We start from the raw sequence: 20358 nt of genomic DNA on the forward strand, positions 1-20358 counted from the left end.
TCGCAGTCGGTAATCGATGCAGGTCATCCAAGCCTCAACGAACCGACATATGACCGACATCACAGCTCACTCGCGAGTTCTCACGGGCTTTTCACTGCGTTTTCACGTCGAACCTCACGCGACCCCGCGCACCGATTCGGACGGTGGGCAAGCACCGGGACGAATTCCGTTGTCGTCCCCGCCCCATCGGGAGGTTCCGACATGACCCCACTGACCAGATCGACGATCTGCCAGCCCGCCGCTCACCTCGCTGAGCACGTTCGGCTGCTCACGGCCTCACGCACGCATCGCGGCACGGTCTCGGGGTGGCTCACACGCCTTGGGCTGAGCGACGCCGGCCAACTGTTGGACGCGCTGGCCGGGCCGACTCCCACGTCGACATCTTTGCTCATCACCGAGCATCATCAGGGCTGCCCGCTGGCCGCGAAAGTCTTGCTCGGCGCGAAAAGCCGCATGCTGGCCGCGGTGTCCCGGCATGCGTCCGGCGAAGATCCCCAGGACCGGTTTCATACGACGGTGGCTGCCTTCCTGGACCATGCCCTGATCCGGGCAGACGTGAACAGCGAGCATCTGGATGCCCAGCTGTACTGGATCACCTTGCGCACCGTGAGTCGGAAACGGTCCAACGTCGCCCGCGCCGAGATGGAATTGCATACCTGCATTGCCGGCCCCGATGTGGTCGCCAACGCCGACACCTACATCACCGTTTACTCCTTGCTGGAATGGGCGCACAACGCCCGCGTGATCAACGACGTCGACCGGCGGGCGTTCATGCTTCGCTTCTGCGGCGAACGACCCATGCCGGTGCGGCAGGTCGCGGCGATGCTCGGCGTCAGCGAGGACTCATTGGAATCCCGGCTCCGACGGGCACTTCACCGACTACGGAAAGCTGTCGTAGAACGACGTGACGACATGGAATCCGCCTGCATGGCGCACTACTGGACCACCCAAGACCTGCCCCTGGACGACGGTGCTTCGCCGGCGCAGGTGGCTTGAGCCACGCGGTGTTTCGATGTGGCGTTTACGATTCTGTGCGAACCGCGCGACATGCCGGGACAGGCGTGTCCTGACCGGGAAGAGGTGACGCATGACCGACATCTACGCAGCAGTCGCTGACGAATTCACCGACCATACGGTCAGTCAGGCCGCCCTCCTCGACCCGATCGACGACCAGTTCGCCGCTCAATCGGACGTGGGCTACGGCGAGTGGATGCCGGGTATAGCGGAAGACATCCAGACCAACGAGCCGACTGTCGCCGACGACCCTGCTGCGGGGGTTCTGTCGGAGGACTCGCGCGCCGATCTCGACGCACTCACCGCGGTGATGGCCGGCAATGGGATGCCCGGACTGTTGTCGGCCGATCGGCGCGGTGAGTTCGTCCACACGGATGAGCACACCGATGACTATCCCGGCGTCGACCGCCCTGACGATCCCGCGATGTCGCTGGGAGCGTTGACCGACCCTACGGTGCCGCAGAAGTCTCGGCGTTTCAACTGGTCTCGGCGATCGCACCGCATTGCAGCCGCCGTTGCAGTGGCCATCCCGCTGGTGGTGATCCTCTCCTTTCTGACGCCGGGCGGCGGTGAGGAGCAATCCGCGACGCCGGCTTCCACGACCCCGGTGTACACCGTCCCGACGATCACCAAGGCGGCGCCTTCGGTCCCCGCACCACCGCCGTCGGGTTCCCCTGATGCCGCAGACGGTCCCATCGCTATCAAGCGAGCCGACAGTCGCTGCACAGCTGGGTCCACCGATGCCATGCAAGCCTTCGACGTTGATCTTGCCTCCGCATGGCTGTGCGTTCCCGCTTACACCACTGGTGAAGGCACTGTGTTGCGTGTCGAGTTCGACAACTGGTACGTGGTCACGGGTATGTCGATCGTTCCTGGGTGGAACAAGGTCAACGCCGACGGCTCCGACGAATGGCTCAAGCACAGGACGGTTTCGGTCGTGGAGTACCAGTTCAATGACCCCGACCAGACCCGCTTGACTCAGTCCACCCTCAATGTTCGTGACGATGTTGTCACTGCGGTGGAACCGCCTGTGCTCGCGTCCGCCATGACCGTCACGATCCGCGAGACAGCGTCACCTACCGGTCCTGTCGCGGATGTCACATCCGCACCTGGTATCGGTGGCATCATCGCGTCAGACACTCCAGTCACGGGTGACCTCAAAGATTTTGCAGTGTCCTCTATTTCGGCGATCGGCCACCGCGCGCGATAACGGGCTCGCATCGTGCTGCAATCGGTCTACATTCTCCTACCACGGTCGCAAATCAAGATCGGACGTCAGCGCGATGTGAGGCGGCCAGGTTGTTCATAGCGTCGAGTTATGACACCAGCACAACTCTCCGAAGCCAATCCGCTGGCAGGGGCCGCACGTTCCTGGCCCGCAATTGCATTGCCGCGCAAGGAACCTCGGCACCATATCGCTGATCTGTTGTGCCGGATCCGCGCCGCGCTCCTCGTGAGATCTGCTACGTCCAAACCCCGGGCCCGGCCACAGCGGGAGTACACCCCGCCGCTGCGGGAGAGCTTCATGGAGGAAGCCACCATGCGACGGGAGATGTTCCGGCTCTGAAGCGCCAACGGAATACGCCCCTGGTAGGAGATTGCGATACCACCGCAGAATGATGCGGACCGGCGGTGGCGCCTTCTACGATCGGACGATGTGGAGTGCGATGGCGCACTGCGTGCGGAGACAGCTACGCCGACGGGAAGCGGAGATCCCGGTTGGGTACAACTGGGCATTCGTGCTGGCGTTCGACGCCACGGTCGTGGGCATCAGTGTTGTCGCCCTGCTGCAACGGCCCGCAGCCGACCTTCCGGTGGCACTTCTCTCGCTGGTCCTCTCCGTGGCTCCCTTCGCCCTGTTCTACGTCTTCGGTGTCCAGTACAAAGTCATCGTCATCGGGGCAGCCTGGATGGGCGCGACCGCGCTGATGCTTTTCGTGACGTCCACACCCGTCGCCAACGATTTCGCACCCCTGCTCGCTGTGATGATGGTCGGCGAGATCACCTCCCTGGCTGGTATACCGGGCGGTTTCCTGTCGTCGGTCTCCGCGGCCGCGCTGCTGCTGACCGCGTCAGAGCTACACCGTCTCGACTCCCTGCCGCTCTACCTGGGAATCCTCGGAATGGGTTGGCTCGTCGGCTATCTCATGCGAACCCAGCAGCAACTGATGGAGCAGCAACAGCAGGCACAGGCGGCGTTGGCTCGGCATGCCGCGACCGACGAACGGCGGCGCATTGCCCGAGAGGTGCACGACGTCATCGCGCACTCGCTGAGCGTCACGCTGCTAAATCTGACCGGGGCCCGACGTGGACTGCAGGAGGACCGCGACATCGACGACGCGGTCGGGGCGCTCGAGCAGGCCGAGCACCTCGGCCGTCAGGCAATGGCCGACATCCGCCGCACGGTCGGGTTGCTCGACGGTGCGCCGATGAGCATCGTGCCCGAACCCGGCATCGAGGACATCCCCGGTCTCGTCGACGATTTCGTGCGTGCCGGCCTCAACGTGGCGCTCGATGCAAGCGGACACGCAGAATCAGTGTCACCCGCGGTGGGCCTGGCGCTGTACCGCATCACCCAGGAGTCGCTGGCGAATATCGCCAAACATGCGCCCGACGCGCAATCCACAGTGCGGCTGAGGGTCTCGCGGACTTCAGCCACTTTGACCGTCGTAAACGCGCTGCCGGACGACGCACCCGTGCCGGAGGAAGGACGCGGCGTACGGGGCATGCGCCAACGCGTCGAACTGCTCGGCGGGATCATCAGCGTCGGCCCAAACCGCGACGGCTGGTCGGTGCGCACGAACATCCCACTGGACGACAGCGACCAGTCGCTGCAGCCCTGCCCGTGGGTGTCATGAGTGCCCCGGCCCGAGAGATCGCCGTGCTGCTCGTCGACGATCAGGAACTCGTGCGCTCCGGCCTGCGGCGCATCCTGCGACGCAAAGACGGGTTCGTCATCGTCGCCGAATGCGCCGACGGAGACGAGGTGCCAGCGGCGGTCGCCGCGCATCATCCGGACGTGGTGGTCATGGACCTGAGGATGAAGCGCGTCGACGGTATCGAAGCGACCCGCCGGCTGACCGCAGCCGAGGGCCCACCAGTGCTCGCCCTGACCACCTTCAACGACGACGAACTGCTCTCGGGTGCGCTGCGGGCCGGGGCGGCCGGGTTCGTGCTCAAGGACTCCTCCGCCGAAGAGTTGATCCGGGCGGTACGCGCGGTGGCCCAGGGCGACAGCTACCTCGATCCGGCGGTGACCTCACGAGTGCTGACGACCTACCGCAAAGCCGCCCAGCCCAACCGCGTCGACGCGGTCGGTGACCTGACCGCGCGGGAACTGGACGTCTTGACATTGATCGCCAAAGGTCGATCCAATGCCGAGATCGCCGAGGAACTGAGTATTTCCGGCCTCACGGTCAAGAGCCACATCGGCCACATCTTCGTCAAACTCGACCTGCGCGACCGAGCCGCCGCGATCATTCACGCCTACGAAACCGGCCTCGTCTCGCCATGATGACCGCGTTATGCGCGCACGACGGCCGTTCTGATTACGAAATCTGGGGTTCTTGTAGCCTGGAAGTCGACAGCCGGCACGAGACAGGAGACGGCATGGACGAGGTGCTGGCGCGTGCCGGAATTTTTCAGGGTGTTTCGCCGAGCGCGGTGGCGGCCCTGGCTCAACAGCTGGAACCGGTGTCATTCGCGCGCGGCCAGGTCGTGTTCGTCGAGGGCGAACCCGGCGACACGCTGTACATCATCACCTCCGGCAAAGTGAAGATCGGCCGGAAATCCCCAGACGGGCGCGAAAGTTTGCTCACCCTGATGGGCCCGTCGGACATGTTCGGCGAACTCGCGATCTTCGACCCTGGCCCGCGAACGTCCACGGTCACCGCCCTGACCGACGTGCGTACGGTCATGATGGACCGCAGCGTGCTGCGCGGCTGGATCGCCGACCGTCCCGAGATCGCCGAGCAGCTGTTGCGGGTGCTCGCGCGCCGGTTGCGCCGCACCAACGACAACCTCTCCGACCTGATCTTCACCGACGTACCCGGCCGGGTCGCCAAGCAACTGCTCTACCTCGCCCAGCGGTTCGGCAGCCGCGAAGGTGGCTCGCTGCGCGTCGACCATGAACTGACCCAGGAGGAGATCGCCCAGCTGGTCGGTTCCTCGCGCGAGACCGTCAACAAGGCGCTGTCCGATTTCGCCCAACGAGGCTGGATCCGCCTGCAGGGCAAGAGCATCCTGATCGACAACACCGAACGGTTGGCACGCCGCGCCAACTAGCCGTCAGTCCACCCGTTTGGCGACGACAGCGAAGTTCAGCGGGATCCGTGGTGCTCCGGGCCGCAGTTCCCAACCCTGCGGACAGGGCGTGAGGTCGGCGAAGGCCGGCCAGTCCATGTATGGCAGTTCGACGACCGCTTCGATGCGCAGGCCTGCGCCAAGCAGCGCGCCGATGACCTCGCCGAGGTCATGGCGCCATTCGTGGTTCGTGTCGTGCGCAATCTGACCGGTCGAGTTCTCTGTGTAGGTGCCGGAGTCGTTGTAGGTGCGCACCCCTCCGCCCGCCAGGTAGTCATCGGTGATCAACCACGGCTCGTGGTCCATCGCCCCCAGGATCGGGTGATCGTCTCGGATCAGGAACACGCCTCCAGGCTCAAGCAGGTCGCGGATCGACCGGGCCCAGTTGACGAGTTCCGGCAGCCAGACGATGGTCCCGGCGCTGGTGACGATGACGTCGAACCTGCGGTCGATCAGCGCCGAGGCAAACCGGGCGTCACCCTCGATCCATCTGATGTTCCGATCGTCAGCCTGGGCAATGCGGGAGGCATGACTCAGGGAGTTGGGTGAGAGATCGAGCCCGTGGACATCGACAGCGCCGAGGCGCGCCCAGGAGACGGTGTCGGTCCCGATATGGCACTGAAGATGCAGCAACGAGCGGTCACGCACCCCGGTCGACGGCAGGTGCGGTGCCAACACCGACAGATCGTTGCGAACCACCACGGAGATGTCGGTCGGGTCAGCCAGAAAGCCTGCTACGTCATACATTTCGGAACGGGCATGCACATCGGCCCGGTCGTCCCAGTTCGCCCGGTTCGACGCGATGGCATCGGATTCACTCATCATCTGCCCCTTCCACGGCCGCAGTCTTGTGTACGCCACCGCGGTAGGTGGACGCCACGCAATTTCCGGGCCAGTGTGGCCACCCCAACATTGTTTGTGCCCTAACTATTAGCGTACGTTGTAGTTATGGCCGCACCCACCGACGTCGACATCGACCCGCTCGCGCTTGAGCGTCAGGTGTGTTTCGCGCTGGCGGTCACCAACCGGGCGGTGTTGTCGATCTATCGACCCCTGTTGGAGCCGCTCGGCCTGACCCATCCCCAGTACCTGGTGATGCTGGCGCTATGGGATCACCACAGGTCGAACTCAGGCGGAACGCCCCCGCTCTCGGTCAAACAGATCGCCACCGCGCTGCAGCTCGACTCCGCGACGCTCTCGCCGATGCTCAAGAGACTTGAGGCACTCGGTCTGATCACCCGCACCCGCAGCGCCGGGGACGAACGCGCCACCGACATCGGCCTCACCGAGCGCGGAATCGCACTGCGTGACCGCGCGCTCGACATCCCGCAGGCGGTAGTGGCCCGGCTGGGCGTCGACATGGCCGAGCTCGAAGAACTCCATCGAGTACTCACCCGGATCAACGCCGCCGCACTCGCCGCCAACTCCCTCACCGACTGACGCCTTAGGAGTCCTCATGGCCGCCGATCGCCCGAATCTCTTTCAGTACATCGCCTATTCGTATGGCAAGCGCCTGCCCGACTCGATGCGTGACTGGGTCGCCCACGATCTCGCCGACCACGGGGCAATCCGCAGGCACATGATCCGGATGGCGATACCGCCGCTATTTGTCCTCGCTCCGTTCTGGTTGCTGCCTGCGTCCTTGTACGTACACATCGAGATGACGGTGCCGATCTACATCTGGGCGCTGCTGATGTCACTGGCGCTCAACAAGGTGTGGCGCCGCCACCGGCTGGCACAACACGATCTCGACCCCAACCTGGTCGACGAGATCAAGTACAAGAAGGAAGCCCACATTCACGAGGAGTACATCCGGCGCTTCGGCCCCCGACCGGAATCAGGCAAGTTCCAGCAGAACAGCAGCCCCTTCTAACCGGTAGGAATCCGCGTTCAGTGGGTAGGCAAGAAGGGACCCACGAACGAGAAGGAGGCCACCATGTCCCAGCTACTCGATGGCAGGAAGATCGCCATCCTGGCCACCGACGGCGTGGAACGCCGCGAACTGGCCGAGCCCCGCGACGCGATCACCAAAGCCGGTGGACAGGCCGAGTTGTTGTCGCTGAAGAGCGGCTCCATCGACTCCCGCGATCACGACCTCGAACCAGCAGACACCTTCGACGTCGATCGTCCGGTGGCCGACGCGACCATCGACGAGTTCGACGGGCTGGTGATTCCGGGCGGCACAGTCAATGCCGACAAGCTGCGCTCCGATGAGGCCGCGGTGTCGTTCGTGCGTGACTTCGTCAATTCCGGCCGACCCGTCGGAGTCATCTGCCACGGGCCATGGACGCTGATCGAGGCGGGTGTCGCGAGCGGTCGCACACTCACGTCGTACCCCAGCCTGCGCACGGATCTGCGTAACGCCGGCGCCAACGTCGTCGACCAAGAGCTCGTCGTCGACGGCAACCTGATCACCAGCCGATCACCCGACGACCTGCCTGCGTTCTGCGGCGCGATCGTCGAAGCGTTCGCAAAGCAGCCACAGCCGCAAAGGTAGGCCAGTCGGCTCGACTATGGTGAGTGCCGCCCTAGCTCAGGAGTTGAAGCCGTGACGTTCTCACTACAGCCGAGCGACGACGTGATCGAGGTGCGCGACTGGGTGCACCGATTCGCCGCCGAAGTCGTGCGCCCCGCCGCCGCCGAATGGGACGAGCGGGAGGAAACACCCTGGCCGGTGATCCAAGAGGCCGCCAAGGTGGGCCTCTACTCCCCCGAACTGTTCGCACAGCAGGCCGCGGAGCCCAGCGGTCTGGGCATGCTGACCGTGTTCGAGGAGCTGTTCTGGGGAGACGCGGGCATCGCGTTGTCGATCCTGGGCACGGGATTGGCAGCGGCGGCGTTGGCGGGCAACGGGACTCCAGAACAGCTCGGCCGGTGGCTGCCCGAGATGTTCGGCACTGCCGACGAACCCAAGCTCGGCGCATTCTGCTCGTCTGAGCCCGACGCCGGGTCTGACGTCGGCGCGATTCGTACGCGTGCACGCTTCGACGAGGCGACCCGCGAGTGGGTGCTCAACGGCACCAAAACCTGGGCCACCAACGGTGGGATTGCCAACGTGCACGTCGTCGTCGCGTCCGTGTATCCCGAGCTCGGGTCACGGGGTCAGGCCACGTTCATCATCCCGCCGGACACCCACGGTCTGGTGCAGGGGCAGAAGTTCAAGAAGCACGGCATCCGGGCGTCACACACTGCCGAGGTCGTGCTCGACAACGTGCGCCTCTCAGAGGATCTGATCCTCGGCGGACGGGAGAAGTTCGAGGAGCGGATCGGCCGCGTCCAATCCGGTGCGTCAACCGGCGGACAGGCCGCCATGAAGACGTTCGAACGCACCCGGCCGAGCGTCGGCGCGATGGCTGTGGGTGTGGCACGCGCCGCCTACGAGTACGCGCTCGACTACGCCTGCCAGCGTGAGCAGTTCGGCCGCAAGATCGGCGAATTCCAAGCCGTGGCTTTCAAACTCGCCGACATGAAGAGTCGCATCGACGCGGCACGGCTGTTGGTGTGGCGAGCCGGCTGGATGGCGCGCAACAACCAGAGCTTCGACTCCGCCGAGGGCTCGATGGCCAAGCTCGTCGCAAGCGAGACCGCGGTGTATGTCACCGACGAGGCGATCCAGATCCTCGGCGGCAACGGCTACACCCGCGACTATCCCGTCGAGCGGATGCACCGCGACGCGAAGATCTTCACGATTTTCGAGGGCACCAGCGAGATCCAGCGCCTGGTGATCTCACGCGCGCTGACGGGTTTGGCGATTCGTTAGCAGGGCCTCGCAGGGCTCTCGGTAGTACCGTCGGCGGTGTGCGCAACACTGTGGTCGTCGTAGGTGTCATCGTCGGAGTGTTTCTCGCGCTGTGCGGGCTTCTGTTCTCCCTGCAGGGGTTCGGTGTAGTCGGCGGAAGCCCGATGAGTAACACCACGACGTGGTCGATACTCGGGCCGATCATCCTGCTGGTCGGCGCAGGCATCGCATTCGCCGCGTGGCGGTCCCGGCGGCCCTGAAGGGCGCCGCGCTTCCGACCGTTCCGTGACTTTCGTGGGGTTGGAGAACACCGCTCTGCGTACCTTACCGTGACCTTATTTTTGCCTTATCTTTCTTAGATTGGGTGTACGGTTGGTCCTCATAGCGGTCGTGGCCTCGAGCCGGCCTCAACCGCATCGGCAGTGACGGAAGGAACCCGATATGCAGTCGAACGCATCCACTCGGATCGCCCTCGTGACCGGTGCATCGCGGGGGATCGGCGCCGAAGTCGCGCAGCAGCTCGCCAGTCCGGACACGCACGTCATCGTGAACTACCGGGAAAAGGCCAAGCGTGCGAATGCCATCGCCGACGCCATCCGCAGCGCGGGCGGTCAAGCATCCACCGCAGGGGCCGACATCTCCGACGAAGCGGCCACGGCCGCGATGATCGACGACATTGCGCATCGCTTCGGACGGTTGGATGTGTTGGTGCTCAATGCATCCGGTGGACTCGAACAGGGCGCGGACCGCGGGTACGCGATGCGCCTCAACCGCGACGCCCAACGACGACTCGCGCAATTGGCCCTGCCGCTCATGCCTGCCGGCGGTCACATCGTGTTCGTCACCAGCCACCAAGCTCATTTCTTCCCCAACAAAGCGGTACCCAAGGGCTACGGGCCGATCGCCGCGAGCAAGCGCGCCGGCGAAACCGCGCTGTACGGGATGCGCTCCGAATTCGACCACAGGGGCATCCATTTCACCGTGGTATCCGGCGACATGATCGACGGGACGATCATCATCAAGCTCCTGGAACGACGCGATCCGGCGGCCGTTGAAGCCCGTCGCGGACAGGCACCGCTGCCCACCGTCAGCGAATTCGCGGCTGCGATCGCCAACGCGGCAACGGCACCGAGGCCTTCTGGGATCGTGTACGTCGGCGGCCCCGACTACCTCGCAAAGATGTCTGCGTAACCACCGATCTCCACGCTTACCGGCAAAGCCGGCGATATCCTGGGTCAGGCGGCTGTGCTGCTGCCATGACGCCATTGGAGTTTCGAGGCGAACGATGGGCCGCAACGATCCGCTGCCGACGCAGCGGGATCTGCCCGCCGGCATTCCGGCGGAGCTTGAGGCAGCCGGTTTCGAGGAGCCCGAGGAGATCGGGCGGGGCGGATTCGGCGTGGTGTACCGCTGCATGCAACGCACGCTGGACCGCACCGTCGCGGTCAAGGTGCTGACCGCCGATCTTGAGCCGGACAATCTCGAGCGGTTCATGCGTGAGCAGGTCGCGATGGGCAAACTGTCCGGGCACCCGAACATCGTCAACATCTTTCAGGTCGGCAGCACCGCGACCGGCCGGCCCTACATCGTGATGCAGTACCACCCGCACGGCTCGCTGAACTCCAAGATCCATGACAACGGCCCGGTCGGCTGGCGGGACGCGCTGCGCGTCGGCGTCAAGATGGCCGGTGCGTTGGAGACCGCACACCGGCAGGGCACGCTGCATCGTGACGTCAAACCCGCGAACATCCTGCTCAACGAGTACGGCGAGCCACAGCTGACGGATTTCGGGATTGCGCGGATCATCGGCGGTTTCGAGACCGGGGATGGCGCGGTCATGGGTTCGCCTGCCTATACCGCCCCCGAGGTGCTGCTCGGCGAGCCACCGAGCGTGACCTCCGACGTCTACAGCCTCGCGTCGACGTTGTTCACCGCAGGCACCGGCCACGCGGTGTTCGAGCGCCAACAGGGTGAGCAGATGGTGGCGCAGTTCCTGCGGATCACCAGCCACCCCATGCCCAATCTGTTGGACTCGGGTCTACCGGCTGACGTGTGCGCGACGATCGAGCAATCGATGTCGCGCGAGGCCGAGGACCGCCCGGCGACCGCCGAGGCATTCGGCGAGCAGTTGCGCGAGCTGCAACGTCGGCACGGCTTGCCGGTCGACGACATGCCGATACCGATCCCAGCGCCGGCGATCCGGTACGACCCGACGACGCTACAGGGCACGCCGTCCAGTGGGTACCCGGTGCGGACGTTGACCCCGCCGGCGCCGGCCACCCGGTTCCAGCGACCGGTCTCGACGAAGGCACAGGTCGAGCGGGCCCGCCTGATCGACATCCTGCGGGCACAACGGACCAAGAAACTCACGGTCATTCACGGACCGACCGGCTTCGGCAAGAGCACACTGGCCACCCAATGGGCCAAGCTGCTGGCCGCCGACGGCGTGGCCGTGGCCTGGCTGACCGTCGACCACGACGACAACAACGTGGTCTGGTTCCTGTGCCACCTGATCGAGGCCATCCGCGCCGTCGCTCCCGAGCTCGCGTCCGACCTGGGGGAAGTGCTGGAGGAGCACGGAGACGAGGCCGAGCGATACGTGCTGACCTCGCTGATCAACGAGATCCATCAGAGTGACATCCGGATGACGTTGGTGATCGACGACTGGCAACGCGTCACCGACCCGGCGACCATCGCGGCGTTGCGCTACCTACTGGACAATGTCGCTTCCGGCCTGACCGTGGTGGTGACCAGCCGCAGCCAAAGTGGTCTACCGATGAGCCGCATGCGGATGCAGGACGAACTGGTCGAAATCGACGCCACCGCACTACGTTTCGACGTCGACGAATCCGAGAGTTTTCTGGTCGACCTCGGTGGGCTTGATCTGGATCACGCCGACGTCGAGGAGCTCACCGACAAGACGGACGGCTGGGTGGCCGCGCTGCAGCTGGCCTCGCTATCGCTGCGCGACCTCGACGATCCCGTCCGGATGATCGGCACGATGACCGGCCGCCACCACGTCATCAGCGAGTTTCTCGCCGAGAACGTGCTGGACACGCTGGAACCGTCGATGCTCGACTTTCTGCTGGCCACCTCGATTCCCGAACGGATCTGCGGTGACCTGGCCTCGGCGCTGACCGGCGTACCGGACGGCTTGGCGATGCTCGAGCAGGTCGAGGAACGCGACCTGTTCCTGCACCGGATCGACGATCAGTGGTTCCGCTACCACCAGTTGTTCCGCGACTTTCTGCGGCACCGGCTCAGCCGCACCTCACCCGACCGGGTGGTACAGCTGCACTGCGCCGCCTCGGACTGGTACGCCGAACATCGGTTGGTCAGCGAGGCAGTCGATCACGCGTTGGCCGCAGGCGACGAGCAGCATGCGGTGAGCCTCGTCGAGCACGACGGCATCACGCTGGTGGCCAACTCCCAGATGGCAACCCTGATCGGACTGACGGACAAGCTGCCCGCCGCCGCGGTGCGCTCGAACCCACGCCTGCAACTCGCACTCGCTTGGGCGAACATCGTGCTGCACCGGATCCCCGCCGCAGAGCAGGCACTCGCATTGGTGGAATCCACCGTGGAGAACTCCGGCCTGTCCGCCGACGAGATCGCAGATGTGCGTGCGGATGTCGGTGTGGTACGTGGTGTAGCGGCTCTGCGTTCCGACCGACTGGCGGGCATCGATGAGCACATCGCACCATGCCTGCAACGACGAGACCGGATGCGTCCCTTCACCGTTGCGTCTGCCGCCAATGTGGCAACATTCGCCGCGGCCTACCGCTACAACCTGGGCGAGGTGGAACGGATTCAGGCGTGGGCCGCGCCGTTCTACGAGCGCAGCGGGGATGCGTTCAGCAGGGTCAACGGCCTGTGCTTCACCGGGTTGGCGCACCACTTGATGCTCGACAACACGGCGGCCGAAAGGTACTTCCGCAAGGCGCTGCGCATCGCCAAGCGTTCGGGTGGTCTGCACTCGTACACTGCCCGGCTGGCCAGCTCACTCCTCGGCGAATTGCTCTATGAGCGAGGGGATCTCGACGAGGCCGAGCGATTACTGGACGAGGGTTACAAGCTCGGCCCGGAGGGCGGGTCTGTCGACTTCAAGATCGCCCGCTACGTCATCAACGCCCGGATCAAGGCGCTGCAGGGCGACCGTCTGGCCGCCGCTCAACGGCTCGACGAGGCGACGCGTGTCGCACGCACCCTGTCGTTGAACCGGTTGCGAGCACTGGCCGAACACGAGCGGATCCGCCTCGGACTTCCGCCGCATCCGGAATTCGGTGCGATGCCCGTGACTTCCTACGACGAGCGCCGTCAACCGGTGGATGCGATGGACGGGATCGCCGTGCAATTCGAAGAGGCCTCCGCGATCCGCACACTGATGACAGGCGACGATCCGGCCGAACGCGAACTTGCCTGCCGCTGGGCCCGCGAATGGGTGGATCGACTTACTGTGTTGAACCGCCCGCAGGCGTTGTTGCGGGCTCGTCGGCTGTTGGGCGCATGTCTGGCCGCCGACGGGCGAACGGCCGATGCTCAAGCCACAGTCGCCACCGTGGCTGCGCAATGCGCGCAGTTGCGAATGCTGCGCTACCTCGTCGACGGCGGTCCTCATGTGGTCGCCGTTTTGGCACAGCTTCGAGCAGACCAGCAGGCCGGACGATGGTCCCCGCACTGGCCGGAGGTGCCCGCTGAGTTCCTTGACCAGGCGCTTAGTGCGTCAGTGCCGCAGCGGGTTTGATGTCTCCGCTGCGCAGTAGGCTGCCACTGTGCTCGATGCCGACGATGTGCGCCGCGTCGCCCTGTCCCTCCCGGAGACCACCGAGAAGGAGCGCTGGAACCATCCCACATTTGATGTGGCCGGCAAGATGTTCATCACCGTTCCCGATGATGAGACCTCATTCGCGGTGCGCTGCCCCAGGCTTGACCGCGAGGAATTGATCGCCTCCGAACCGCACAAGTTCTGGGTACCGCGGCATGAGGCGTTATCGGCCTGGGTCCGGGTTCGGTTGGCCGCGCTCGAGGATCAACAGGAACTACGCGACATCCTGTTCGACTCCTGGCGGCAGGCTGCTCCCAGCAGGCTCACCGCTTCTTCTTAGTACCCGTCGCGAACGGTCGGGTCTGTGATGTCGTGAGCCGGCCCTGTGGCGAGTGTGTCGCTTTTGCGGATTTCCTTCATCGATCACACCGATAACCTGCACGCTCGACACAGCGCCCACAGCTGACATTGCCCAGGACGCGCCCAACAAGTCCGGCCCGGCGACGGGCCTAGTCCGACTAGACTAAGTCCGATAGAATGCCAACATGGCGACAGTCAATATCCACGACGCGAAGACACACCTGTCACAGCTGCTCACGCGTGTTGAGAACGGCGAGAGAATCACGATCGCGCGTGCCGGCAAGCCTGTCGCCGACCTTGTACCGCACACCCGCATCGACATCGTTTTCGGTGGATTAGCCGGCCGATTCGATTACGACACAGAGCATTTCGATGACGTCGACAGCAACCTCAACACTTTGTTCGGATTCGAATGAGTGATCTGTTACTGGACACCCACGTCGTCCTTTGGCTGCTCGAAGATAACCCGCGGTTGGGGATCCATACGCGGGACCGAATCACCGAAAGCGGGTCTGTGTTCGTCTCCGCCGCAAGCACGTGGGAGCTTGCCATCAAGGCCACTCTCGGCAAGCTCACCCTTCCCGACGACCTCGACGGTGCCATCGACCGATCCGGTCTGCGCGACCTACCCATCACACGTCGCCACACGTTGGCGTCGGAAATCACCGCATTACCCCACAAAGATCCGTTCGACGCGCTCCTCGTCGCACAGGCAACCGCGGAGCGGCTCACGCTGATCACCGCCGACGCGAAGCTGTTGAGGGCACTGCCCGATGCTGTCGACGCCAGACACTGAGAATCGTCGTTGTGGGCCTCACATCCGCACGACATCGACAATCGCGGAGGTGAACTCGGTGGGCGCCTCCTGAGGGACGTTGTGCCCGATGCCGTCGAGGACGCGATGCTCGTAAGGGCCGGTATAGAGATTGCGGTAGCCGGCACCGTCCTTGGCGGCGCCGTCGAAGTCACTGCCGATCGTGATGGTCGGGACGGTGACCGGCGGTTTCGCGGCCAGGCGGCGCTCGTCGGCGTCGTAGCGGGCTTCGCCGGGAGCCAGACTCAGCCGCCACCGGTAGTTGTGCAGCACGATGTCGGCGTGGTCGGGATTGTCGAACGCCGCAGCGGAGAGGTCGTAGGTGGAGTCGTCGAAATCCCAGAGCGGCGAGGCGTTCTGCCAGATGAGCCGGTTGAACTCTTTGGTGTTCTGCCGGTACCCGAGTTCGCCACGCGGCGTCGCGAAGTAGTACTGGTACCACCATCCCTGCTCGGCTTTCGGCGGCAGCGGTTGGGTGTTGGCGGCCAGGTTGACGACGATGTATCCGCTCACTGCGACCAATCCGGCAACCCGTTGCGGCCACAGTGCGGCAACGACATTGGCGGTGCGCCCACCCCAGTCGTAGCCGCCCAGGATGGCGTTCGGGATCTTGAGCGCATCCATCAGGTCGATCACATCGTGGGCGAGCGCAGCCTGCTGACCATTCCGCACGGTGTCGTCAGCGAGGAATCGGGTGGTGCCGAACCCGCGGGCGAACGGGACGATGACCCGGAAGCCTTGGGCCGCAAGGTCAGCGGTGACATCGGCGTAGCTGTGAATGTCGTAGGGCCAGCCGTGCAACAGGATCACGGGTTGGCCGTCGGCCGGGCCGGCTTCGACGTAGCCGACATTCAACAGTCCGGCATCGATCTGCTTGACCGGTCCCAGCTTGTGCGCGGGCGCGACGGGTGGAGTCGGCGTGTTCGCCGGGCTGCCGGATTCCGACGTGCATGCCGCCAAGGCGAGTGCACCTGCAGCGACAGTTGTGATGCGGCCGAAGTTCCGTCGGCTGATGGCGGTCATGAGAACCATCAGACCGCCCCCCGGTCTTCACGTCCAACGATCAGTTTAGATAGCTTCCATCTCTTCCATTGATGGCCGCGAAGCGGTCGGCGGAAATATCCAAGCGCCCTGACGAGTTCGGAAGGGAGACGAACGGAGAATGCGGTGGCGACGATGTCGGAAACCGAACGGCAGTCCTTTCTTGCGGCGGTCCATGTGGGGGTGATCGCGGTCGAACGCCCTGACCGTGCACCCCTGGCAGTTCCCATTTGGTATGGGTACGAGCCCGGTGGCGACGTTCTGCTGTGGACCGAGGCGGGTTCGGTCAAGGAGAAGCTCATCCGGGCCGCCGGCCGGTTCGTGATCACCGTGCAAGATGAGCAGCCGCCCTACCGCTACGTCACGGCCGAGGGCGACGTCACCGCGATCGAACCCGCCCAGGATGCCGAAGTGCGCGCCATCGCGATCCGCTACTTCGGTGACGGCGAGGGCAATGCGTTCACCGACGAAAACTTCACTGACACATCGGTCATCATCCGGATGCGTCCCGAGCGTTGGTTGAGCACCGACTACACGAAATGACCAAGTCGACGTTGTCGTAGGCTCGGTGACGTGGTTGACCTCGCATACGTCATAGCCGGCTCCGAAGCCACCGGCGGCGCAGGGCTGCAGGCGGACCTGCGGACCTTTCAACAACTCGGCACCTACGGCGTGGGCACCGTGACGTGCATCGTGTCGTTCGACCCGAAAGCGAACTGGGCTCACCGCTTCGTGCCCGTTGAACCGCAGGTGATCGCGGACCAGATCGAAGCAGCGACATCGGCTTACGATCTCGGCGTCGTCAAGATCGGCATGTTGGGTACCCCGGCCACGATCGACGTCGTCGCGCAAGCGCTGGCACGCCAGCCATGGCAACACGTCGTCGTCGACCCCGTCCTGATCTGCAAAGGCCAGGAGCCCGGCGCGGCCCTCGACACCGACACGGCACTACGTCGGCAGATCCTGCCGCTCGCCACCGTCACCACACCGAACTTGTTCGAGGCCCGCACTCTTGCCGGCATGGACGCCATCTCGTCGGTCGACGACCTCAAAGAAGCGGCCCGACGCATCGCCGACCTCGGGCCCCGGTACGTCGTTGTGAAAGGCGGCGTCGATTTCCCCGGCGACGACGCTGTCGATGTCTTCTTCGACGGCAGCGACGCCGAGATCCTGCGCGCCCCGAAAGTCGGACACGCCCGCGTCGCCGGAGCGGGATGCACTCTGGCGGCTGCCATCACAGCCGAACTCGCCAAGGGGTCCGAAGTCGGCGACGCGGTACGCCTGGCCAAACAGTTCACCACCGCCGGAATCATCGATCGGGTCAGCGGAAACACGCCGTTCGACGCCGTTTGGCAGGGCGCGGGCTGACCCGTGCGGCGCGCTCGTCGACGATCAGACGAGTCCATACCGGATTTCGGCGGTCGCCGCCGCGACAATCGACCATACGAGCGGGTGAGAAAGCGGCCGTGTGAACGCCGGAGCGGCGGGGAATGAATCGGTAGCGGCCGTCCAGAGCACCACGTTCGGCCTGCCGGTCATGGTCGACGGGACGTGCAAGCCATCGAGATCGGGCCAAGTGCGGTAGATCGCACGAGCCCACGCCCGGCAGGTTGATCTGGGCGCCCCAAGAAATGCCGCCGATGCCTGATTACGGAGCGGCCACGTACCCGAAAGGTCGAGCAGTCGCAGCGGTCGCTGGGGAGACCAGGCCGTCAATGTCGGAGCGCCGGCGCGCGTGTCGACAACGCGGGTTGTCTGATAGACCTCCGCGAGACCGGTCGCGGCATCGGTGGCGGCGTAGAGAACGCCGTCGCCGGTGGCGCAGGGCTGCGGCCCCGGGTGCGGGTCGTAACGCATCGAGGGCAGTGGCCCCCATGTGCGCAGCGCGTTCCAGGGCAGAACATGCTCGCCGGTGGTCCGATGAATCCGCCACAGCACTCCGCTGTATCCCAAGACGTCATCGGATCCGATGACGAGCGGATTCGGCGGAGTACGAGGGACTTTCGACTTCGGCCTCACCAGCGAGCGAGGTCGGCAAGGAACTGGGCGACTGCTGTGGCGTCGCCACCTGCGGCGAGATGCTCGATCGGCGTTCGATCGTCAAGGTCCGGCTGGGCACTGTGCATGAACGAGTCGACGGCAGCGGGATTGGCGGTGTGGGGAATGGCCGGGACGATCACGTCGAGCCCGGGCAACAGGTCACGCTGCAGAAACTGCCAGCGCGGAATGCGACGACTGCCGTTGATGTCAAAGGACCACAATGCATTTCGACTGAGCCGACGCGATATACGGGAGCGGTCGATGCCAAGGATTGCCGCGGCTTCCTTGATGCTGACCGATCCGGCGAGAGCGTCGGTGAGCTGCCGTACCGCAGTCCGTGCCCGAGCCTGGCGTTCGCCTTCGGCGGTCCAGTCGTCTACGACGGCGGCAGCGCCTGCTCCACCATGCTCGCGTAGGAATCTCAATTCCGGCCCCGAAATCGGTGCGGCTCCGGCACCGGGAATCGCCGCAAACGCCGTGTCGAGCTCGTGGAGAACGTCCTCTCCCGTCATATCGATGTGGTGCCTGGCCAGCATCTCGTCCAACTCAGCTATACCACTCATGCGCACACAATAGCATTGTCGTGCCCCTATGTGCGCCCAGGTTTGGGCGTTACCCTGGCCCGGTGACCAGCCAGCGAGTGCCCGGCGGAGTGGTGCACGAACTGCCCGCGGACTTGCGCAAGGCGCTGATCGCCAACGCCCCGGCACTGGATGCCTGGAAAGACATCACGCCGTTGGCCCGCAACGAGTTCATCTGCTGGGTCGAAGATGCCAAGCAGGAGGCGACTCGAGAGCGCCGCATCCGCCGGACCCAGGAGGAACTGGAAGAGGGCCAACGCCGACCCTGCTGCTGGCCGGGATGCAAGCACCGCGAGCGCACCGGCAAGTAGGCGTTGTCTGGTGCGTGCTTCGTCCCGAGCGGAGCTGCGAGCAGGCGTAACCTGCTCCCAAAGGGATGTGGAGGTGCACGGTGGCGGGGTTGGCCGAGTTTCCGCGTGACCTGGTGACGCTCGAAGAGTGGGATGCGCTAGAGCTGGACGAAGCGCGTCGCTGGGAGCTCGTCGAGGGGGGCATCGTCATGACACCGCGGCCACGTCCATTGCACCAAGTCGTGTCATTCAATCTTGCGCAGGAGATCCGCGCGGCTCTGCCTGCCTCGCTGGTGGTGCTACAGGAAGTGGAGATCACGGTCGAGGCGCGCTTCCCACCCACGGTGCGCGACCCCGACCTTGTGGTGGTCAACCGCAGTGTCGTGGATCGCAACCCGGTGCGGGTCGACGCGTCGGACGTCGTTCTCGTCGTCGAGATCGTGTCACCCGGTTCTCGTCGGACCGACAGAGTGATGAAGGCCTACGAGTACGCCAAGGCCGGCATCGAGCACTATTGGATCGTCGATCTCGACACCGACCCTGATGAGCGATTCCTCGCGCACGTGCTCCGAGACGAGACCTATCACCGGGTCGAGGCTCTCGTCCGTGACCGAGTACGCACCAAAGAGCCTCTGGCGCTGGACTTTACACTTGCCGAGTTGATCCAGCCGTGAGCTGGACGCATCACGGACGTATCTGGGTAAAGCATCAGCTGTCTAGAATCTATGAGATCGTCTAGAATCTAGACATGGCGCTGAGCATCAAGGATCCCGAGGCCGACCGGCTGGCACGAGAACTTGCCGCGCGCACCGGCGAAACCCTCACCGAAGCAGTTGTCGTCGCGCTTCGTGAACGGCTTGCTCGCGAGACCGGCCGTGCCGGTGCTCATCCACTACGAGAAGAGCTCGCCGCGATTCGCCGTCGGTGCGCAGCCCTGCCGGAGATCGACACCCGACCTGCTGACGAGATTCTGGCCTACAACGAGCGCGGCTTGCCTGCCTGATGGTGATTGACACATCCGCGCTCGTGGCGATGCTCAGTAACGAACCGGAGGCAGCGCAGTTCGAGGCGGCAGTTGAAGCCGACCCCGTCCGAATAATGTCGACGGCGTCCTACCTTGAGACCGCGATCGTGATAGAAGCGCGCTTCGGTGAACCCGGCGGGCGAGAGTTGGATCTGTGGCTCCATCGAGCTGCGGTCGACCTCGTTGCCGTTCACGCCGACCAAGCGGATGCCGCACGCACCGCCTATCGCAAGTACGGCAAGGGACGACATCGCGCGGGACTGAACTACGGAGACTGCTTCACGTATGGCCTGGCGAAGATCAGCGGCGAGCCTGTGCTGTTCAAGGGCGAAGACTTCCGCCATACCGACGTCACCGCAGTCGCGCTACCCACTCAACCATGAACTGA

General features: G+C 64.7%; 26 protein-coding genes. 22 read left to right on the plus strand and 4 right to left on the minus strand.

The features are described from left to right. Positions 1–201: 201 nt before the first annotated feature. The 6 genes from ABQF30_RS16010 (at position 202) to crp (ending at position 5298) form a co-directional block, all read left to right on the plus strand. Positions 202–996, plus strand: coding sequence for a sigma factor-like helix-turn-helix DNA-binding protein (locus tag ABQF30_RS16010; RefSeq protein WP_448465415.1), 795 nt, complete (start codon positions 202–204; stop codon positions 994–996). Positions 997–1087: 91 nt separating this feature from the next. Next, a complete protein-coding gene (locus tag ABQF30_RS16015) occupies positions 1088–2224 on the plus strand; it encodes a hypothetical protein (RefSeq protein ID WP_448465417.1) in 1137 nt (378 codons plus the stop codon). A 108-nt stretch (positions 2225–2332) separates the two neighbouring features. Beyond that, on the plus strand, positions 2333–2581 hold the full coding sequence (locus ABQF30_RS16020) for a hypothetical protein (RefSeq protein ID WP_448465419.1): 249 nt from the start codon (positions 2333–2335) through the stop codon (positions 2579–2581). Between the two features lie 88 nt (positions 2582–2669). Further along, positions 2670–3872 (plus strand): sensor histidine kinase, encoded by a 1203-nt coding sequence (locus tag ABQF30_RS16025; RefSeq protein WP_448465421.1) that lies wholly within the window; start codon positions 2670–2672, stop codon positions 3870–3872. After that, a complete protein-coding gene (locus ABQF30_RS16030) occupies positions 3869–4528 on the plus strand; it encodes a response regulator transcription factor (RefSeq protein WP_448465423.1) in 660 nt (219 codons plus the stop codon). Before ABQF30_RS16025 ends, ABQF30_RS16030 begins: the two co-directional genes overlap by 4 nt. 95 nt (positions 4529–4623) lie before the next feature. Then, positions 4624–5298 (plus strand): cAMP-activated global transcriptional regulator CRP, encoded by a 675-nt coding sequence (gene crp, locus ABQF30_RS16035; protein ID WP_448465425.1) that lies wholly within the window; start codon positions 4624–4626, stop codon positions 5296–5298. Positions 5299–5301: 3 nt separating this feature from the next. On the opposite strand, the gene ABQF30_RS16040 is transcribed toward crp, so the two are convergent. Beyond that, on the minus strand, positions 5302–6138 hold the full coding sequence (locus ABQF30_RS16040; RefSeq protein ID WP_448465427.1) for a class I SAM-dependent methyltransferase: 837 nt from the start codon (positions 6136–6138) through the stop codon (positions 5302–5304). A gap of 126 nt (positions 6139–6264) precedes the next feature. On the opposite strand from ABQF30_RS16040, the gene ABQF30_RS16045 reads away from it, so the two are divergent. From ABQF30_RS16045 to ABQF30_RS16090, 10 genes are all read left to right on the plus strand, one after another. Beyond that, positions 6265–6756 (plus strand): MarR family winged helix-turn-helix transcriptional regulator, encoded by a 492-nt coding sequence (locus ABQF30_RS16045; protein WP_448465429.1) that lies wholly within the window; start codon positions 6265–6267, stop codon positions 6754–6756. A gap of 16 nt (positions 6757–6772) precedes the next feature. Further along, positions 6773–7189 carry a DUF5313 domain-containing protein gene (locus tag ABQF30_RS16050; RefSeq protein WP_448465431.1) on the plus strand — a complete coding sequence of 139 codons (417 nt, stop codon included), beginning with the start codon at positions 6773–6775 and terminating at the stop codon, positions 7187–7189. Positions 7190–7252: 63 nt separating this feature from the next. Then, positions 7253–7813 (plus strand): type 1 glutamine amidotransferase domain-containing protein, encoded by a 561-nt coding sequence (locus tag ABQF30_RS16055; RefSeq protein WP_448465433.1) that lies wholly within the window; start codon positions 7253–7255, stop codon positions 7811–7813. Positions 7814–7864: 51 nt separating this feature from the next. Then, positions 7865–9076, plus strand: coding sequence for an acyl-CoA dehydrogenase family protein (locus ABQF30_RS16060; protein WP_448465435.1), 1212 nt, complete (start codon positions 7865–7867; stop codon positions 9074–9076). Between the two features lie 38 nt (positions 9077–9114). Continuing rightward, positions 9115–9315: a hypothetical protein gene (locus ABQF30_RS16065; protein ID WP_448465437.1), complete on the plus strand. Its 201-nt coding sequence runs from the start codon at positions 9115–9117 to the stop codon at positions 9313–9315. A gap of 181 nt (positions 9316–9496) precedes the next feature. Further along, positions 9497–10246 carry an SDR family oxidoreductase gene (locus ABQF30_RS16070; RefSeq protein WP_448465439.1) on the plus strand — a complete coding sequence of 250 codons (750 nt, stop codon included), beginning with the start codon at positions 9497–9499 and terminating at the stop codon, positions 10244–10246. 94 nt (positions 10247–10340) lie between these two features. Then, the gene (locus ABQF30_RS16075; RefSeq protein WP_448465441.1) at positions 10341–13799 is read left to right on the plus strand and encodes a protein kinase domain-containing protein; all 3459 of its coding nucleotides are present in this window, start codon (positions 10341–10343) and stop codon (positions 13797–13799) included. 28 nt (positions 13800–13827) lie between these two features. Next, on the plus strand, positions 13828–14160 hold the full coding sequence (locus ABQF30_RS16080; protein ID WP_448465443.1) for an MmcQ/YjbR family DNA-binding protein: 333 nt from the start codon (positions 13828–13830) through the stop codon (positions 14158–14160). Positions 14161–14365: 205 nt separating this feature from the next. Beyond that, complete coding sequence (locus ABQF30_RS16085) at positions 14366–14596, plus strand: type II toxin-antitoxin system Phd/YefM family antitoxin (RefSeq protein ID WP_448465445.1); 231 nt, start codon at positions 14366–14368, stop codon at positions 14594–14596. Further along, the gene (locus tag ABQF30_RS16090; protein WP_448465447.1) at positions 14593–14976 is read left to right on the plus strand and encodes a type II toxin-antitoxin system VapC family toxin; all 384 of its coding nucleotides are present in this window, start codon (positions 14593–14595) and stop codon (positions 14974–14976) included. The genes ABQF30_RS16085 and ABQF30_RS16090 overlap by 4 nt, the downstream gene beginning before the upstream one ends. A gap of 18 nt (positions 14977–14994) precedes the next feature. Here the strand turns inward: ABQF30_RS16090 and ABQF30_RS16095 are convergent, their stop codons facing one another. Continuing rightward, positions 14995–16017, minus strand: coding sequence for an alpha/beta fold hydrolase (locus ABQF30_RS16095; RefSeq protein WP_448465449.1), 1023 nt, complete (start codon positions 16015–16017; stop codon positions 14995–14997). Positions 16018–16170: 153 nt separating this feature from the next. Here ABQF30_RS16095 and ABQF30_RS16100 point away from each other — a divergent pair, with 153 nt between their 5' ends. Both ABQF30_RS16100 and thiD read left to right on the plus strand, forming a co-directional pair. Then, positions 16171–16578 (plus strand): pyridoxamine 5'-phosphate oxidase family protein, encoded by a 408-nt coding sequence (locus ABQF30_RS16100; RefSeq protein ID WP_448465451.1) that lies wholly within the window; start codon positions 16171–16173, stop codon positions 16576–16578. Between the two features lie 30 nt (positions 16579–16608). Next, entirely contained in the window at positions 16609–17403 is a 795-nt protein-coding gene (thiD, locus tag ABQF30_RS16105) for a bifunctional hydroxymethylpyrimidine kinase/phosphomethylpyrimidine kinase (protein WP_448465453.1), read from the plus strand. 24 nt (positions 17404–17427) lie between these two features. Here the strand turns inward: thiD and ABQF30_RS16110 are convergent, their stop codons facing one another. Next, the gene (locus tag ABQF30_RS16110) at positions 17428–17988 is read right to left on the minus strand and encodes an RES family NAD+ phosphorylase (protein WP_448465455.1); all 561 of its coding nucleotides are present in this window, start codon (positions 17986–17988) and stop codon (positions 17428–17430) included. A 62-nt stretch (positions 17989–18050) separates the two neighbouring features. Continuing rightward, on the minus strand, positions 18051–18638 hold the full coding sequence (locus ABQF30_RS16115) for a helix-turn-helix domain-containing protein (RefSeq protein ID WP_448465457.1): 588 nt from the start codon (positions 18636–18638) through the stop codon (positions 18051–18053). Positions 18639–18700: 62 nt separating this feature from the next. Between ABQF30_RS16115 and ABQF30_RS16120 the strand changes: the two genes are divergently transcribed. From ABQF30_RS16120 to ABQF30_RS16135, 4 genes are all read left to right on the plus strand, one after another. After that, positions 18701–18967, plus strand: a complete 267-nt coding sequence (locus tag ABQF30_RS16120) for a YdeI/OmpD-associated family protein (RefSeq protein WP_448465459.1) — start codon at positions 18701–18703, stop codon at positions 18965–18967. A gap of 80 nt (positions 18968–19047) precedes the next feature. Then, positions 19048–19620 carry a Uma2 family endonuclease gene (locus ABQF30_RS16125; RefSeq protein ID WP_448465461.1) on the plus strand — a complete coding sequence of 191 codons (573 nt, stop codon included), beginning with the start codon at positions 19048–19050 and terminating at the stop codon, positions 19618–19620. Between the two features lie 74 nt (positions 19621–19694). Then, positions 19695–19949: a type II toxin-antitoxin system VapB family antitoxin gene (locus tag ABQF30_RS16130; RefSeq protein WP_448465463.1), complete on the plus strand. Its 255-nt coding sequence runs from the start codon at positions 19695–19697 to the stop codon at positions 19947–19949. Beyond that, on the plus strand, positions 19949–20353 hold the full coding sequence (locus ABQF30_RS16135; protein WP_448465465.1) for a type II toxin-antitoxin system VapC family toxin: 405 nt from the start codon (positions 19949–19951) through the stop codon (positions 20351–20353). Before ABQF30_RS16130 ends, ABQF30_RS16135 begins: the two co-directional genes overlap by 1 nt. Positions 20354–20358 lie beyond the last annotated feature (5 nt).

The organism is Mycolicibacterium sp. XJ870 (assembly GCF_053483975.1).

Excerpts from the sequence above, each read along its gene's own strand:
- ABQF30_RS16010 (WP_448465415.1), top strand. The coding sequence starts at position 202 with ATGACCCCACTGACCAGATCGACGATCTGCCAGCCCGCCGCTCACCTC.
- ABQF30_RS16015 (WP_448465417.1), top strand. The coding sequence starts at position 1,088 with ATGACCGACATCTACGCAGCAGTCGCTGACGAATTCACCGACCATACG.
- ABQF30_RS16020 (WP_448465419.1), top strand. The coding sequence starts at position 2,333 with ATGACACCAGCACAACTCTCCGAAGCCAATCCGCTGGCAGGGGCCGCA.
- ABQF30_RS16025 (WP_448465421.1), top strand. The coding sequence starts at position 2,670 with ATGTGGAGTGCGATGGCGCACTGCGTGCGGAGACAGCTACGCCGACGG.
- ABQF30_RS16030 (WP_448465423.1), top strand. The coding sequence starts at position 3,869 with ATGAGTGCCCCGGCCCGAGAGATCGCCGTGCTGCTCGTCGACGATCAG.
- crp (WP_448465425.1), top strand. The coding sequence starts at position 4,624 with ATGGACGAGGTGCTGGCGCGTGCCGGAATTTTTCAGGGTGTTTCGCCG.
- ABQF30_RS16040 (WP_448465427.1), bottom strand. The coding sequence starts at position 6,138 with ATGAGTGAATCCGATGCCATCGCGTCGAACCGGGCGAACTGGGACGAC.
- ABQF30_RS16045 (WP_448465429.1), top strand. The coding sequence starts at position 6,265 with ATGGCCGCACCCACCGACGTCGACATCGACCCGCTCGCGCTTGAGCGT.
- ABQF30_RS16050 (WP_448465431.1), top strand. The coding sequence starts at position 6,773 with ATGGCCGCCGATCGCCCGAATCTCTTTCAGTACATCGCCTATTCGTAT.
- ABQF30_RS16055 (WP_448465433.1), top strand. The coding sequence starts at position 7,253 with ATGTCCCAGCTACTCGATGGCAGGAAGATCGCCATCCTGGCCACCGAC.
- ABQF30_RS16070 (WP_448465439.1), top strand. The coding sequence starts at position 9,497 with ATGCAGTCGAACGCATCCACTCGGATCGCCCTCGTGACCGGTGCATCG.
- ABQF30_RS16075 (WP_448465441.1), top strand. The coding sequence starts at position 10,341 with ATGGGCCGCAACGATCCGCTGCCGACGCAGCGGGATCTGCCCGCCGGC.
- ABQF30_RS16085 (WP_448465445.1), top strand. The coding sequence starts at position 14,366 with ATGGCGACAGTCAATATCCACGACGCGAAGACACACCTGTCACAGCTG.
- ABQF30_RS16090 (WP_448465447.1), top strand. The coding sequence starts at position 14,593 with ATGAGTGATCTGTTACTGGACACCCACGTCGTCCTTTGGCTGCTCGAA.
- ABQF30_RS16095 (WP_448465449.1), bottom strand. The coding sequence starts at position 16,017 with ATGACCGCCATCAGCCGACGGAACTTCGGCCGCATCACAACTGTCGCT.
- ABQF30_RS16100 (WP_448465451.1), top strand. The coding sequence starts at position 16,171 with ATGTCGGAAACCGAACGGCAGTCCTTTCTTGCGGCGGTCCATGTGGGG.
- ABQF30_RS16115 (WP_448465457.1), bottom strand. The coding sequence starts at position 18,638 with ATGAGTGGTATAGCTGAGTTGGACGAGATGCTGGCCAGGCACCACATC.
- ABQF30_RS16130 (WP_448465463.1), top strand. The coding sequence starts at position 19,695 with ATGGCGCTGAGCATCAAGGATCCCGAGGCCGACCGGCTGGCACGAGAA.
- ABQF30_RS16135 (WP_448465465.1), top strand. The coding sequence starts at position 19,949 with ATGGTGATTGACACATCCGCGCTCGTGGCGATGCTCAGTAACGAACCG.